Raw genomic sequence first — 15,398 nt, forward strand, 5'->3', positions numbered from 1 at the left:
GAAATATCAGCGCGGCTTAGCTGCGCCACAGAAAAGGAAACAGCAGGTACGACACGGCCACCACAATCATGTTCAGGGCCACCAGCGTGAGCAGGGAGCTGCGGCTGGCTTCCATCTCCAAACCATCCAGGGCATTTTTGGATACTTTAATCAGCAGCAGCAGCATCGGAATCATCAGCGGGAAGCCCAGCACGGCCATCAGAGTACTGCTGTTGGTGGCCTTGGCCGCAATGCCCGACACGAGCGTGAGGGTGGTGGCGAAGCCCAGAGCTCCTAGGGCGACGTTGCCCACAAACAGCAGACTGTTCTGGACGGGGTTGCCGAGCACCATGGCGTACACCCCGAAGCCCACCAGCGCCAAACCCAGCAGCAGCAGGGCGTTGTAGATGATTTTGGCCAGAATTACGGCCTGGGGCCGTACCAGCGTGTAGTAGTAGAGCAGCCGGCCCCGACTTTCCTGCAAAAAGCCCTTGGCTACGGCATTCACGGCCGTGAAGAGCAGGATAATCCAGAACAGCGCATTCCAGGCCGGGACGGGCAATTCACCACCGCGCAGGGCAAAGCTCAGGTAGCAGACGAACACCGTGCTGCCCACGTAGAGCAGCATGCCGTTGAGGGCCGCGCGCTGCCGCCATTCCAGGCGGAAGTCCTTCTGAATCAAATACCAAATCTCGCGGAAGAGCAGCACAGCAGCGCAATTGGTGAACAAGGCCGCAAAGATACAACCCAACTCCCGGATGGGCTGCACTGCCCGTCATTATTCCACAGTCCGCGCCGCCCCTGCTTACCCTATTCATGCAAAAAGCCCGACACGCTGCGTGCCGGGCCTTTTATAGGCTTTTCAGGATGTAATTGCGCTAGCGGGCCACCACAAACTTACCGGTAGCCACCGCCCGGTCTTGGGTGAGGCGGTAGGTGTAGAGGCCGGGGGCCAGGCCGGCCACCGACCAAGTGAAGCGGCCCTGTACGGGCTGCACCGGCTGGACGGCCACCACCCGGCCCGTCAGGTCCAGCACCTGCAGGGTTACGGCCTGGGCAGTAGCGGGCAGTTCAAACGTGAGCTGGGAGGCCACCGGGTTGGGGTACGCGGCGGCTGCCAGCGGCTGCGCCGCCGCCGTGCGCGTCACGACCGGCGTGAGGAAAGGCTGGAAGTCGACCAGGCCCAGGGCGGCGTTGTCGGGTTGGTGGTAGATGTGGGTTTCGATAACGGCGGCCGAGGTAGAGCCCCAGTTGTTATTTTCGGCGCTGAAGGCGTCCGGGGTGTTGTTGTAGAAGTCGTAGACCTGCCCGCCGTTGCCGTTGCCGGTCAGCGTGTTGCGGCCCACGTCGGTGGAGTCAGTGCTGGCCAGGTTGCCGAAGCTCACCCGCGGGCCGGGCGAGGCCGCCGCCGAGCGCAGCATGGTCACGCCGTAGAGGTTGCCGCGGATAATATTGCGCGACACCACCCCGGTCTGAGTCTGGCCGCCCTGGAAGTTCAGGCCGCTGCCGCCGGTCTGGGCGTTGGGGTTGATGTTGTTGTTTTCCACCACGTTCTGGGTGATGAAGCTGTTGATGCTGCTGCCGATAATGGCAATGCCGTAGCGGTTGTTGCGAATCACGTTGCGCCGGATCTGCACCTGTGTCACGGCCGAGCTGCCCAGCAGGTTCGACACGCTCACGCCCCCGGCCATGTCGTAGCGGCCCACCACCACGTTGCCCTGGATGATGATGGGCGTCGGGCCACCCACGCCGAGGTTGATTTGGGGGTAGTTGGCATTTTCGGTGTCGTTAAAGGCAAACAGGTTGTTGCGAATGATAGGCGAGGTAGGTCGGTTGGCCGGGCTCAGAATGGCCGAGCGGGCATTGCCGTAGAGGCGGCAGTTGGTGATGCTCGGCGTGCCCCCCGACAGGTTGATGGCCCCGCTGTTAGTCGACTTGGTGCCGATGCGCGACACCTGGTAGCGCACCACGCAGCTGTCCAGGATCAGGCTGGCGTCCACGACCTTGATGCCGCCGCCGTACTCGACCACCGTCCGGCGCAGGCGGGAGCCGTTGCTGGTGGCCGAAAACCAGAAGCTGTGAAACGGATTGGCCGGGTCAATGGCGGTTACTTTCACCGAGTCGCGCGGGTGCACCAGCAGCACGCCGTCGACGTAGAACAAGGCCAGCGAGGCCATGCGAATGGTGGCGTTGGTGCTGATGTCGAGCGTGTCGGTGGCGGCCAGCCGAATCGTGTCGTTGACCTGGAACACGCCGGCCCCGCCGGTGACGTAGCCCCCGGAGGCGGCGGCCAGCTGGGTCAGGTTCCAGTGGCGGCCGGTGCCGGGCGTCTGATACTGGGCGTAGCCGGGGCGCAGGCCGGCAGCGAGGAGCAGCAACAGGAGGAGAAGTTTTTTCATAGCAAAGCAGGTGGAGTGGAAAGCTGAAGCCTGGGAAAGGTATTGCTAAAAATACAAAAAAGCCGCCCAGGCTGTCCCGGGCGGCTTTGCTGAGCGTGGGCGGAGCTTCTGACCTAGAAGTCGTAGCCCAGGGTGAAGTAGAATTTGGGGCCCTTCTCCACGTAGTCTTCCTGGCCCCAGGCCACGTCGGCCTTGCCGTAGAAGCCCAGCAGGGTGGTGCGCAACCCGAAGCCATAGCCCAGCAGCATAGGGTTGCGGAAGTTGACGACCGTGGCGCTGAAGGCGTTGCCGTTGCCGCCGGTAATCTGGGTGTTGAAGGAGTTGTTCTCGTTGAACGGGTTCGGACCCGAGTAGGCCGAGCCAGCGTCGCCGAAGGCCGTGAGCTGCAGGTTGCGGAAGAAGCCCGAGTAAATCGGCTTGCGCGACAGGTACTGCACGATGGGCACGCGCAGCTCAGAGTTGAACAGCACGTATTTCGGGCCCGTGCGCTTGCTGTAGTTGAAGCCCCGCAGGTTGGTCACAAACTGCTGGTAGAACATCTGCGTGGGGTCGGCCGGGAGCTGGTAGCCGTCCTCGTAGCGGGCGTTGAGCCAGTTGTCCATGCCGCCGAGGCGGAAAGTCTGGCTGGCGTCGCCGAAGAACTGCCCGTAGCTGGCGCGGTTGGCCCACACAATCTGGCGGTGCAGCTTCTGGTAATGACGGATGTCGACGTAGAGCTTGCCAAAGTTCTGGTGGCCCTCATCGAGGTTGTTGAGCTTGAGCATCCCGATTTTCATGCGGGTGCCCTCCATCATGTTCACCCCGGTGGCAATGGCGTTGTCGAACACGATTTCGCCGCTCACACCCGCGTAGTTGCGGTTTACGTCGAAGGTATTGGTAAACTCGTCGAGCACCGTGCGCGACACGTTCACAAACCGCGGCCCGCCGCGCACGCTCAGGTTGTGGGTGAGCGGGTAGGCAATGGTGGGCGACACCTCGTGCCGGCCGAAGCGCAGGCGGAAGCCGCCGTCGGTGGTGAAGAAGTAGGCCTGCTTCTGGTAGCCGATGCTCCAGTCGTAGCGGTGCACCAGGTTGGTATACTGGGCCGTGATGTTGCTGGTGCGCAGGTCGGTGAGGGCGAAGATGCCCGCCTGGATCCGGTGATTCTCAAACAGGTCCGACATATTGGCCTGGGCCACAATGCCCACGCCCAGAATCGGGTCGGCCGCCAACGACGACACCACGTTGTCGACGCTGAAGCGGTTGTCGTACCGATACGGGCCGCTGATGCTCGACGCATCGGCCGGCGGGGTGGTCGGCAGCGCCACTACCGTTGCGCTACGCTTGCGCTTGGGCGCCGTCCGGGTGGGCGTGTCTTCCTCGAACTGGTAGTCGTTGGTGTTGATGGAGCCGTCGTTTTTGTCCGAGTTCCGGGCCGGGGCATTGTCGGTCGGCTCCCCGGTTACGGCCGGCGCGGGCTTGGGCGCCGCGGGCTTCGCCGGAGCCTTTGAGCGGTCTTCCAGGGTCTCCTGCCGGGCGGTCTTGTAGAGCGTCACGTTTTCGGGCAGGGTGTAAGTCGGATACAGATACACGAAGCTGCGGGCCCGGTCGGCGGCCACGAAGCCCAGCGCCCCGGTAGCCGCGTTGTAATCGTAGTCGTTGATGTTTTGCAGAAACGTGCTGACGGGCGTGCTCTGCTTGGTGCGCAGGGAATACTTGTAGAGGCTGCGCACCCCGCTTTCCTCGCCCAGGTACAGCACTTCCTCATCCGACAGCACCCGGGGACGGCCTTCGTTGGAAATGGTGCTGACCAGCGTTTCCACGGGCTGGGCGCGGCCGTCGAGGTGGTAGATGAACAGGTCGTAGTTGTTGACCACATTGGCAAAGTTGCCCTTGGCCGTGCCGGCCGAGTCGAGCCAGCGGTTGGAGCTGAACACGATGCCGCCGCCCCCGGGCAGGAAAGCAGGCTCCACGTCGTCGAACACGTCGTTGGTAAGCTTTTCGGGCGTGCGGCTGCCGGCCCGCAGCAGGTATAGGTCATTTTGCCCGTTGCGCACCCCGCTAAATACCAACGACTTGCCATCGGGCGAGTAGCTCAAGTCCAGGATTTGCGAAAACGGCTTGAAGATGGTGGAGGCGCCCCGGTTGAAAATGGCGTCGACGACCTGCGAAATCATGTTGGTGGGCCCGCCACTGGCGTCGCGCAGGTGCAGGCTCATGAATCCCTTGTATTCCTCGGCCACGGCTACCTGCCCGTTGCTACGCCAGGCCAGGGCCGGCAGGCGGGTTTCTACCTGCTGATCCGGGGTTTTGTAACCGCCCCGGTGAATGGTGTGCCGCTTCGAGCCGTCGCGGTTGGCCACCACAACGCGGTAGCGGCCCCGCTCGTTGCTCACGTAGGCCAAGCGCGCCCCATTCGGGCTCAGCACCGGCTGCGAGTACAGAATGCCCTTGCGGTTGTGCCGCACCAGGGCGCGGTTTTCCTCGGGCAGCACGTAGGCCGTCTGGGGCTGGGCGTTCAGCTGGCGGTAATAGGCCAGCCAATCCTTCAGAAACACCTTGTAGGGCACGTTCAGCGAACTGCTGATGCCCACTTCCACGTCGCGGGTGATGCGCGTCAGGTTGAGGATATTCTGGATGGTGGTGTAGCCGTAGCGCTCCGCAATGTAGTTCCACAAACTCTGGCCGGCCAGCTGCGGATTGCGCAGAAAGAACTGGGAAGCCTTGTTGCTTTCCTCCTTCTGCACCATGTCGCGCATGTAGTTGTCCATTTCCACGCTCCAGCCCTCGGCCGTGTAGGCGGAGGCCCCACTGATAAACCACTCGGGCAGCTGGAGCAGGTAGCTGCTCTGGATGACTTCCTTCAGCGAGCCGCCGTACATCATGTCGTTGAGCAGCACGCGGGTAATCTGGGCGCTCAGGTCGCGCTTAAACACGGTTTGCTGGCCCTGGAAGGCAATCTGCACCTTGCTCATGCGCACCAGCGAGGTTTCGCCGCCGGTCTGGTACTTGTCCGCGTCGAGGCCCACGTTGCTCTGCCGCAGGTCGCCCACGGAGTTGTAGAGCATGATGGTGGTTTTCGAGTACGGGTAGTAGCCAATCAGGGACGTGACGCGCTGCAGCTCCTTTTCGGCGTACTCCGCCGCCCGCCGCGCCGTGGTTTCGCCCCCGGCGTAGTAGTAGAAGTTGAAGTTCTGGGTGCTGAGCATCTGCCAGTCGAAGTCCTTGTACTGAATGCGGACCCGGCCGAACGGCTCCTGGGCCGACTGAGCCCGGGCCGTTTGGGGCAGCAGGCCGGCCAGCAGCAGGGCCGGTAGGGCCAGCTGCCGCAGGCGGCGCGTCAGAAGTAAGGATACGTGCTCCATAGAAAAGGCCAAAAGCAGGGAAAATCAGAGAGAACTACCGGCCAGCGCACGACCAGCTACATATAACGCATAATACCGCAGAATATTGACTTCGGGCCACAATTCCGCCGTGCCTTCCAGCGCGTCGGCCAGGTGCGCTGCCAGCCGGGGAGCCAGCATCACCCCCGTGGACCCAAATCCGTTGCAGACGCTCACCGCGGGCAGCTCCGGATGGGTGCCGAGCAGGGGCTTCCGGTCGCGCACCGCGGGCCGCACCCCGGCCCACTGCCCGGTTACCGTAAACGGCAAATCGGTGAGGGCGGCCAGGCGCTGGCTGAGCTCGGTGCGGGCCTCCTCGGTGGTACCGGCGGCAAAAGGCGGCCAGCGGTAGGTGGCGCCCACCTTGAACCGGCCTTCTCCCAGCGGCACCACGTAGGCGCCCTTGTTGAGCACCTGCGCTTCCGACAACCCGTTGCACTGCACTTCCAGCACCTCACCCTGGTTGGGCGTGATGGGAAGCCACTTAAAATAAGGATTCTGCACGGCGGCGCTGCCTTCGCAAAACACGACGCGGCTCGCGCCCACGTCGCCCGCGTACGTGACGCCAGCCGGGCTGACAACAAGCTGCCGCGGGTCAAAAGTTTCGTGCCGCAGCCACCCGTTTTGGCGGCCTTCGGCGGCCAGGGCGGCCAGCACTTCCTTCACCGCCACGTACCCGCCGCCGCGCACCCAGACGCCCCCGAAATCTTGGCGGACGCCGGCGGGCGGGGCTTCCCGCGGATTAATTTCTTCCACGTAGTGTTGCCAGGGATGGTCGGCGCTGCGGGCCAGCATCGTGTTTTGCTCGGCCACCGACGAGAACAGCTTCAGAATGGGCGCTTCAAACAAAAACTGCTGCTGAAAGCGCTCCTCCAGCTCCCGGTAAAACGCCCGGGCCGCGGGCAGCAGCTCATCGGCCCGCCAGGCCAGGGCAAAGCGCTTGCCGGCCACCGGGTTCATCAGGCCCGCCGCCACGTTGGAGGCCGAGTGCGGGTTGGGCGCGTCGAGCACCAGCACCCGCCGGCCCCGCCGCCGCAGTTCGTAGGCCAGCGTGGCGCCGGCAATGCCGTGCCCGACAATCAGGTAATCGTAAGTGGTCATGTGGCGGGCAAGGTAAGAGGAAAAGCAGAGTCGGGCCGGGGCCGGACGAGCCGCCGCGCCGCCGAGCCGGTCCTGGCGGCCCCGGAAAAATGGTCGTCTGGGCCGGTATCCTTCCCTACTACCCGCGCGGGGCCACGTATGTTCACGGCAAGACTCGTAACTTACCCACCCATTCTGACCGGCGCCCGCCGGCCCCATTTTATCTGCTGCATGACCGTTTCTGGGTTTACTTTCAACGCCTTTTCCGAAAACACCTACCTGCTCCACGACGCCACCGGCCAGTGCGTAGTCGTGGACCCCGGCTGCTACGACCGCGCCGAGCAGGAAGCCCTCCGCCAGTTTGTGGCCGACCAGGGCCTGCAGGTGGTGCTGTTGGTCAATACCCATTGTCATATTGACCACGTTTTCGGCAATCAGTTTATTCTCGACACCTATAAAGTGCCGTTCCTGATTCACGAGGCCGACCTGGGCACGCTGCGCGCCGTGCCGGCCTACGCGCCCAGCTACGGCTTTGCGCACTACTCCCCCGCCGAGCCCACGGGTTTTCTGACGCCCGGCGAGCCGGTCCGCTTCGGCGACACCGAGCTTGAAGTACGCTTTGCCCCCGGCCACGCCCCCGGCCACGTGGTATTCTACCACGAGCCCACCCAGACCGTTATCGGCGGCGACGTGCTATTCCAGGGCAGCATCGGCCGTACTGACTTGCCCGGCGGCGACCACGCCACGCTCATCAGCAGCATCCGCACCCAGCTGCTCACCCTGCCCGACGCCGTGACGGTGTACCCCGGCCACGGCCCCGCAACCACCATTGGCGCCGAGCGGCGCACAACCCCTTTCTGCGCTAGGCGCGTCCGTTAGCTTCCTACATGAAGAATCATCTTCCCAACGCCGTTACCTGTCTGAATCTGTTTGCGGGCTGCTTGGCTTTGTGCAACGTATTTGCCGGCCACCTCGAAACCGCTGCTTACCTGGTGGGCTTAGCCGCCGCCTTCGACTTTGCCGACGGCCTGCTGGCCCGGGCCCTGCACGCCTCCTCCCCCATCGGCAAGGACCTGGACTCCCTGGCCGACATGGTTTCGTTCGGGGTGGTGCCGGGTGCTATTCTCTACCACCTGCTGGGCCAGTCCACGGCCGGGATGCCGACCTGGCTGCCGTACGCGGCGTTTATTGTGACGGTATTTTCGGCCCTGCGCCTGGCCAAGTTCAACAACGACACCCGGCAGACCGACTCGTTTATCGGCTTGCCTACGCCGGCCTGCACCCTGGTGGTGGCGTCGCTGCCGCTGATTCTGGCCCACGACACGTTCAACCTGACCTCGGCCATTCTGAATCCCTGGGTGCTGCTGGGCCTCACGCTGCTGCTGTCGGGGCTGCTGGTGGCGGAAATCCCGCTCTTCGCCCTGAAGTTTAAAAACCTGTCGTGGACCGACAACTCCCTGCGCTTCGTATTTCTGCTGTTGGCCGTGGCGCTGCTGCTGGTACTGGGAGCCGCGGCCATCCCGCTCATCGTGTTGCTGTACGTGCTGCTGTCGGTGGTGCGTCCTGCTTTTGGCTAATCTTTTGAATAGAAAGTCCACAATATTTCCCCGTTTCGGTAGTTAAGTACCCGGCCGGCAGGTGAACCGCTTCCGGCGCCTGCGTGTTGCAGAGCCACTGTTCCCCTTCCTTCCGTCCAACGGCAACGAAATCAACTCTATGCGCTACTTTACTTTCCTGGTATTTATTGGCTTTCTGCTCGGGGGCGGCGCTTTTCCGGCGGCGGCCCAGTCGGGTCTGACCGTGCAGGGGCGGCTGAGCTGGAAGGGCACGGCCCAGACCCTGAAGCGCAACGGCCAGGTGCAGGATGTACCCACCTTTGCCGGCGCCGTGTACCGGCCCGGTGAAGAAGCCGGCCGCTACCTGCTGCGGGTGGCGGGCAAAGTAGCCGAGGGCCAAGTGCGCAACGCGGTGTACGCGCCGTTTACGCCCGCCGAGGCCCGCTTAATCAATCTGAATAATCTGGCCACCGAAACTCCCGTGGTGCTTTCCAGCGGCCTGCAAAAGCGCCAGCCCGTGACCATGGTGGCCGTGCTCAGCGTGCGCCGCAGCCCCCAGTCGGGCCAAGCCGAAAAGCTGATTTCCTTCGACTATACCTACTCCCTCGACGAAACGCCTCAAGCAGCAGCCCGGGGTATCAAGAGCCGCACCCACGTGGCCACTTCGGCGCTTAATCAGGGCCAGTGGTTTAAGGTCGGGGTGCCCACCAGTGGTATCTACAAGCTCGATAAAAGCGCGCTGCAGGCTCTGGGCGTAAACATGCAGGGCCTCGACCCGCGCCGCCTGCGGGTGTACGGTAACGCCATGGGCACCCTGCCCCAGCGCAACAACGCCTACCGCCCCGACGATCTGGCTGAAAACGCCATCTACGTGGCTGGTGAAAGTGACGGTAGCTTCGATGATGCCGACTACGTGCTGTTCTACGCCCGCGGCCCCCACACCTGGAGCTCGAACGCTACGGCCCGCCTGTTCCGGCACAACTTTAATGTCTACACCGACACGGCGTACTACTTCGTGACGGTGGGCAGCTCGGCCGGCCGACGGGTAGCCACCGCCCCGGCCGTAGCGCGCCCGGCCTCGGCCACTATCACCCAGTACGCCTACCACGACTTCTACGAGCGGGACCTGATCAACCTCAGCAAGTCGGGCCGGCAGTGGCTGGGCGAGGGCTTTACCACGGCTTCCGAGCCCAAGTCCTTCAGCTTCAACGTGCCCAACCTGGTGCCTTCCTCCGCCTTGCGGGTCACGTCGATGACGGCTTCCAACTCGGCGTTCGGGTTTGATGCGCGCTTCACGCTGCGGGTTAACGCCACGGCCATCGGCTCCCAGACCGTGAAGGGCGTAGGCCGGAGCGACTATCCCGAAACGGCCAACGTGAGCCTGAACACCTTCTCCTACGCGGTGCCCGCCAACCCGACGGCCGACGTCCGCGTGGACCTAGCTTACTCGGGCGGCAACGACCCGGCAGCCCAGGGCTGGCTTGATTACCTGGAAGTAAATGCCCAGTGCCAGCTGCGCCTAGTGGGCAACCAGACCGACTTCCGCGCCTTCGACAACATCGCGCCGGGCGCCGTCAGCCAGTTTCAGCTGGGCGCCCCGGCCGGCACCACGGTGTGGGAAGTCACCAACCCACGCCGGGCCCGCGCCTACGCCCTCGACGGCAGCGGCAACTTTGCGGCGCCCACCGACAGCCTGCGCGAGTTCGTGGCCTTTTCGGGCAATGCCTTCCCCACGCCGGTTAATTTCGGCCGGGTCGGCAACCAAAACCTGCACGCCCTGAACCTGGACGGCCGCCTGGATATGGTGGTCGTGACGTATCCGCCATTTTATGCCGAAGCGGAGCGGCTGGCCGCCTACCGCCGCAGTCACGACGGCCTCGACGTGCGCGTGGTGACCACGACGCAGGTCTACAACGAGTTCAGCTCGGGCGGCCAGGACGTGACGGCCATCCGGGACCTGATGAAGCTGGTCTACGACCGGGCGCCGGCCAACAAGACGGTATTCCTGCTGCTGTTCGGCGACGCCTCCTACGACTACAAGGCCGATGTGGCCAACAGCACCGAGAAGGGCCGGGAGCCCGACTGGTGGGCGGCCCGCTCTCCGTTCAACGCCAATAAGACCAACCAGAACTTCGTGCCGACCTACCAGTCGCGCGAGTCGTTTGCGCCGGCTTACAACCGTCCCAACTCCAACCCACCCGGCTACGGCCCCTCGTTCAACTCCGACGACTACTACGGCCTGCTCGACGACACGGAAGGCTTCTGGGTGGAGCGCAACGACACAGCGGCGGAGTTTATCGACATCGGTATCGGCCGCCTGCCCATCCGCACCCCCATCGACCAGCCTCGCTCCACGGCCCAGGCCGCGCTGGTAGTCGACAAGCTCATTGCCTACGACACCCCCAAGACGGCCTACGGCAAGTGGCGCAACCGTATCACGTTTGTCGCTGACGACGGCGACAACAATTACCACTTCAAGGTTTCCACCGAGTGGCCGATTGATACGCTCGTTAAGTATCATCCCGAGTACAACATTCACAAGGTCTACCTCGACCTGTACCCGCAGATTATTTCGGCGGGCGGGCAAAGCTCCCCGGAGTGTAACCGCGCCATCGACGAGTCGATTGAGCAGGGCTCCCTGATTGTGCAGTACAGTGGGCACGGCGGCCCCAAGGGCTGGGCCGACGAGCAGATTCTGACCAACGCCTCGGTGCTGCAGCTCCAGAATGCGGACAAGCTCACGTTCATGCTCACGGCCACCTGCGACTTCAGCACCTACGACAACCCCGGCTTCACCTCGGCCGGCGAGCAGGCCCTAACCGATATTCGGGGGGGCGCCGTAGGCTTGCTCACCACGACCCGGTTGGCGTTTACGGGCCAGGGCAACAACGACGGTATCGTGACGGCCTTTTACCGGGGCATGTTTTTGCCGGTCAACAACAAGATGCCTCGCATGGGTGACATCATGTACGAAACCAAAAACGACCGGTACACTTTCGCCCTCGAAAATCGCAACTTCACCCTGCTCGGCGACCCCTCGATGCGCCTGGCCTATCCTGAGCAGCAGGTGACGCTCGACTCCATCAACGGCCGCCTGATTACGGCCGCCCACATCGACACGCTCAAGGCCCTGTCGACGGTTACGATGGCCGGCACCGTCCGCAACGCCGGGGTGCTCAACAACCGGTTTACGGGCAAGGCGCAGGTAACCGTTTACGAGAAGCCCAACACGGTGATGACCCTGGGCAACGAAGGCGTGAACGGTCCACCGACCCCAATTTCCATCCAGGAAAACATCATTTACTCGGGTGAAGCCTCTGTCACTGGCGGCCGCTTCCGCCTGCGCTTTATTGTCCCCAAGGACATCAACTACAGCCTGGGCCTGGGCAAAGTCAGCTTGTACGCCTGGGAACCCGAGGGCAAGGATGCCAACGGCGCCCGCGCGGTACCCGTTGGCAGCGTCGACGACAACTCCTTCGTGGCCCGCGACACGATTTCGCCCAACGTCCGCCTGTTCATGGACGACACCACTTTTGTCTTCGGCGGCCTGACCCGTACCACGACCGTGCTGCTGGCCAATTTGCAGGACAACAGCGGCATCAACACGGCGGGCTCCGGCATCGGCCACGAAATCACGGCCGTCCTCGACAACGACCCGAGCAAGCTGACCATCCTCAACGATTTCTACACGGCCAGCGTCGACAACTTCCGCAAGGGGCAGGTCAAGTACACGTTCAAGGATCTGACGCCGGGCCCGCACATGCTGCGCCTCAAGGCCTGGGACACGTTCAACAACTCCGCGGAAAAGGAAATTGAGTTCATTGCGGCCAAAACCGAAAAGCTGGCCCTCGAGCACGTGCTCAACTACCCGAACCCGTTCTCCACCTCCACCACTTTCCATTTCGACCACAACCGGGGCCGAGTTGGCGAGGACCTCGAGGTGCAGGTGCAGATTTTCACCATTTCCGGCCGCCTGGTGCGCACCCTACGCGCTACGACCACCGGCAGCGAGGCCCATTTCAAGTCCCTGACCTGGAACGGCCGCGACGAGTTCGACGATCAGCTGGCCCGCGGCGTGTACGTGTACCGGGTGAGCGTGAAGTCGCAAACCGACGGCGCCACGGCCTCCAAATTTGAAAAACTCGTCATTCTGAACTAAGTCCCCGGCACGCTGTTGCCAATTTCGCTTACCTTCCGCCCCCATTCGTTTCCCGTTATGACCTCATCGAAGTTGCCGTTGCGCGTAGTGCTTCTCCCCGGGCTGCTGGGCCTGTCCTTCGCGGCGGCCGCCCAGACCGACCCCAAGACCATCACCACGGCGGTGCCCATCCTCACGATTAGCCCCGATGCCCGCTCGTCGGCCCTTGGTGATGCAAGCGTGGCAATTTCCCCCGATGCCAACTCGGCCTTCTACAATGCCGGCAAGCTGGGCTTCGTCAAGAATAAGTACAGCTTCTCGCCCTCCTACTCGCCCTGGCTGCGCGCCATCACCGACGACATGGGCATTGCCGGCCTCTCGGGATACGCCAAGATCGGGCAACGCTCCGCCGTGTCGGGTTCCCTGACCTACTTCGATTTAGGCACGATTTCGTTTCGTGACGAGCGCAACAACGACAACGGCAACTTCAACCCCAAGGAGTACGCCGTGGCCTTGTCCTACGGGCAGAAGCTCAGCGACAACTTCGGCGTAGGCGTTACCACGCGCTTTATCCACTCCAACCTGACCGGCAACTCGATTTCCACCGATGCCAAGCCCGGCAACTCGGTAGCCGTCGACCTGGGCGCATACTACACCAAGGACCTGACCATCGGTCCGCACGACTACAACCTCGCCCTGGGCGGTGCCATTTCCAACATCGGCACCAAGATGACCTACACCGACCCCACCCAGGCCGACTTTCTGCCGACCAACCTGAAGCTGGGCACCGCCATTACCCGGGAGCTGGATGCATATAACAAGATTACCTTCACCGTGGATGCCAACAAGCTGCTGGTGCCCTCGCGTTACTACGAAAATGGCGTAGCGGCCAACGACACCGTGGCAGCCCGCCGCAACAAGGCCAAAAACGACGAAATCCGCGCCAAATCGGTGGTTAGTGGCATCTTTGGCTCTTTCTCCGACGCCCCCGGCGGGTTCAAGGAAGAGCTCCAGGAAATCAACCTCTCGGCCGGGATGGAATACTGGTACAACGACCTGCTAGCCGCCCGCGTGGGCTACTTCTACGAAAACAAGAACAAGGGTGACCGGCAATACCTGAGCTTCGGCTTGGGGGTGCGTTACCAGGTATTCGGCGTCGATGGCTCCTACTTGGTGCCCAACTCCCGCCAGAACCCGTTGGCCCAAACAATCCGGGTTTCCCTGCACTTTAACTTCAACAAACTCGAAGAAGCCTTCGGACCGGGCAACGATTCGTCCCCGGTCAACTAACCTCTTTCTATGCTCGACCGTCAAGTCGCTCCCCCCGTTCAGCCGTTGGCCAGCGTTACGCTGCCAGCGGCTGACGTGTTTTCGCTCCCTAATGGCGCGCGCCTGCACGTGCTCCACAATGATGCCCAACCCATTCTGCGCCTCGAAATAGCCTTTCGGGCCGGCAAGTGGTACGACCCTTCCCCGGGCGTTTCCCTGCTCGCGGCCCGCATGCTGCTCGAAGGCACCCGCACCCGCTCCGCCCGTCAGATTGCCGATGAGGTGGCCTTCTACGGTGCTTCCCTAGAGTGTGAGCAAGGCTTCGACCGGGCCACACTCACGCTCTACTGTCTGAGCCGCCATCTAGAAAAGCTGCTACCCCTCATTGCCGAGGTTATCACTGAGCCCACGTTCCCCATTGTGGAGCTCGATCTGCTCAAGGCCCGCACCATTCAGAACGTGCGCGTGGAGCGGCAGAAAACGAGCTATCTGGCCTCGGAGAACTTTTCGCAGAATCTGTACGGCCCGGCTCACCCCTACGGTGTGAAATTTAATGAAGAGGCCTTCCGCCTGGCTCCGCGCGAAGCTGTGGTAGCTTATCACGCCTCGCACTACCGGCTTGGCAGCAGCGAGATATTCCTCTGCGGCGACGTCAGCGCAGCTCAGCAAGCTCTCGTGCAGGCCACGCTGGGTACTATCTCCGATACGGACTCTCCAAGCCCTATAGCCTCTCTGGTTGATGCGCACAGCACCCTGGAGCCGACTTATGTAGTCGTTCCTGAAAGCTCCCAGTCGTCGCTGCGCATTGGACGCCTATGGCCCAGCCTGCACCATCCCGATACGCACCCACTCCAAGTGCTAGTCAAGGTGCTGGGAGGTTATTTCGGCTCCCGCCTGATGAAGAATATCCGCGAAGACAAAGGCTTCACTTACGGCATCTACTCCAGCATTGGCGCCCGGGAAAACACCACGAACCTAGTCATTGGTGCGGATGTAAACGCCGCTAGTACTAAAGCTGCCATTGCGGAGGTGCACCACGAGCTGACCCGCCTACAGCAAGAAGCTATTCCCGCCGACGAGCTCCAAACAGTCAAAAACTACATGACCGGCAAATTTGCCAATGAGCTAGGTACCGTCTTCGAGCAGTGCGACAAATACAAAAACATTGTCTTCCTGGGTCTACCAAAGACCTACTACAGCGACTTTCTGGCGCAAGTATCCAGCGTTACAGCACCAACTTTGCAAAACTTGGCTCAACAATACTTGTCTCCCGCAAGCATGACGGAGGTGGTAGCCGGCCCCGGATATAACGCCTGATTAATAAATCTGCGTTCAACAGAAAAGCCACTGTTACACCACACGTAGCAGGGGCTTTTCTGTTGATGAGAGACGATAATCTAACTGGCACAAAACCCCGCACAATTTCAGTCAATATCCAAATCACAACCGCCCCAGCCGTTTAGTGCGACTGGGGCGGTTTTACGAGGGGGGAGCTTATCCTGCCTGCCCCGTCCCGCGGCGGCTAGCCCGCGGCGGCGGGGGCACCCGGCCGGGCGCGGGAGAAGCCGGCGCGCGAGGCACGGGGCACGGGGCCGGCGCGCGTGCGCGGGGGGTG

Annotated in this window: 9 protein-coding genes; 5 read left to right on the top strand and 4 right to left on the bottom strand. The window is 62.5% G+C overall.

The window, feature by feature from the left end; translation table 11 throughout:
- Positions 1 to 16 precede the first annotated feature (16 nt).
- The 4 genes from EWM57_RS08060 to EWM57_RS08075 all read right to left on the bottom strand — a co-directional run bounded on the left by EWM57_RS08060 (position 17) and on the right by EWM57_RS08075 (position 6,841).
- Positions 17 to 658 (bottom strand): heme exporter protein CcmB, encoded by a 642-nt coding sequence (locus tag EWM57_RS08060; protein ID WP_129920637.1) that lies wholly within the window; start codon positions 656 to 658, stop codon positions 17 to 19.
- Between the two features lie 199 nt (positions 659 to 857).
- Complete coding sequence (locus EWM57_RS08065) at positions 858 to 2,378, bottom strand: T9SS type A sorting domain-containing protein (RefSeq protein ID WP_129920624.1); 1,521 nt, start codon at positions 2,376 to 2,378, stop codon at positions 858 to 860.
- A 113-nt stretch (positions 2,379 to 2,491) separates the two neighbouring features.
- Positions 2,492 to 5,722 (bottom strand): PD40 domain-containing protein, encoded by a 3,231-nt coding sequence (locus EWM57_RS08070; protein ID WP_129920625.1) that lies wholly within the window; start codon positions 5,720 to 5,722, stop codon positions 2,492 to 2,494.
- A 24-nt stretch (positions 5,723 to 5,746) separates the two neighbouring features.
- On the bottom strand, positions 5,747 to 6,841 hold the full coding sequence (locus tag EWM57_RS08075) for an NAD(P)/FAD-dependent oxidoreductase (protein WP_129920626.1): 1,095 nt from the start codon (positions 6,839 to 6,841) through the stop codon (positions 5,747 to 5,749).
- Between the two features lie 210 nt (positions 6,842 to 7,051).
- On the opposite strand from EWM57_RS08075, the gene EWM57_RS08080 reads away from it, so the two are divergent.
- The 5 genes from EWM57_RS08080 (at position 7,052) to EWM57_RS08100 (ending at position 15,100) form a co-directional block, all read left to right on the top strand.
- Entirely contained in the window at positions 7,052 to 7,699 is a 648-nt protein-coding gene (locus tag EWM57_RS08080) for an MBL fold metallo-hydrolase (RefSeq protein WP_129920627.1), read from the top strand.
- An 8-nt stretch (positions 7,700 to 7,707) separates the two neighbouring features.
- Complete coding sequence (locus EWM57_RS08085) at positions 7,708 to 8,397, top strand: CDP-alcohol phosphatidyltransferase family protein (protein WP_129920628.1); 690 nt, start codon at positions 7,708 to 7,710, stop codon at positions 8,395 to 8,397.
- Positions 8,398 to 8,536: 139 nt separating this feature from the next.
- A complete protein-coding gene (porU, locus tag EWM57_RS08090; protein WP_129920629.1) occupies positions 8,537 to 12,535 on the top strand; it encodes a type IX secretion system sortase PorU in 3,999 nt (1,332 codons plus the stop codon).
- A gap of 57 nt (positions 12,536 to 12,592) precedes the next feature.
- Entirely contained in the window at positions 12,593 to 13,804 is a 1,212-nt protein-coding gene (porV, locus tag EWM57_RS08095) for a type IX secretion system outer membrane channel protein PorV (protein WP_129920630.1), read from the top strand.
- Positions 13,805 to 13,813: 9 nt separating this feature from the next.
- Positions 13,814 to 15,100, top strand: coding sequence for a M16 family metallopeptidase (locus tag EWM57_RS08100; protein WP_129920631.1), 1,287 nt, complete (start codon positions 13,814 to 13,816; stop codon positions 15,098 to 15,100).
- Positions 15,101 to 15,398: the final 298 nt, after the last annotated feature.

Origin of the sequence: Hymenobacter persicinus (assembly GCF_004167665.1) — a bacterium.
Taxonomy (GTDB): Bacteria; Bacteroidota; Bacteroidia; order Cytophagales; family Hymenobacteraceae; genus Hymenobacter; species Hymenobacter persicinus.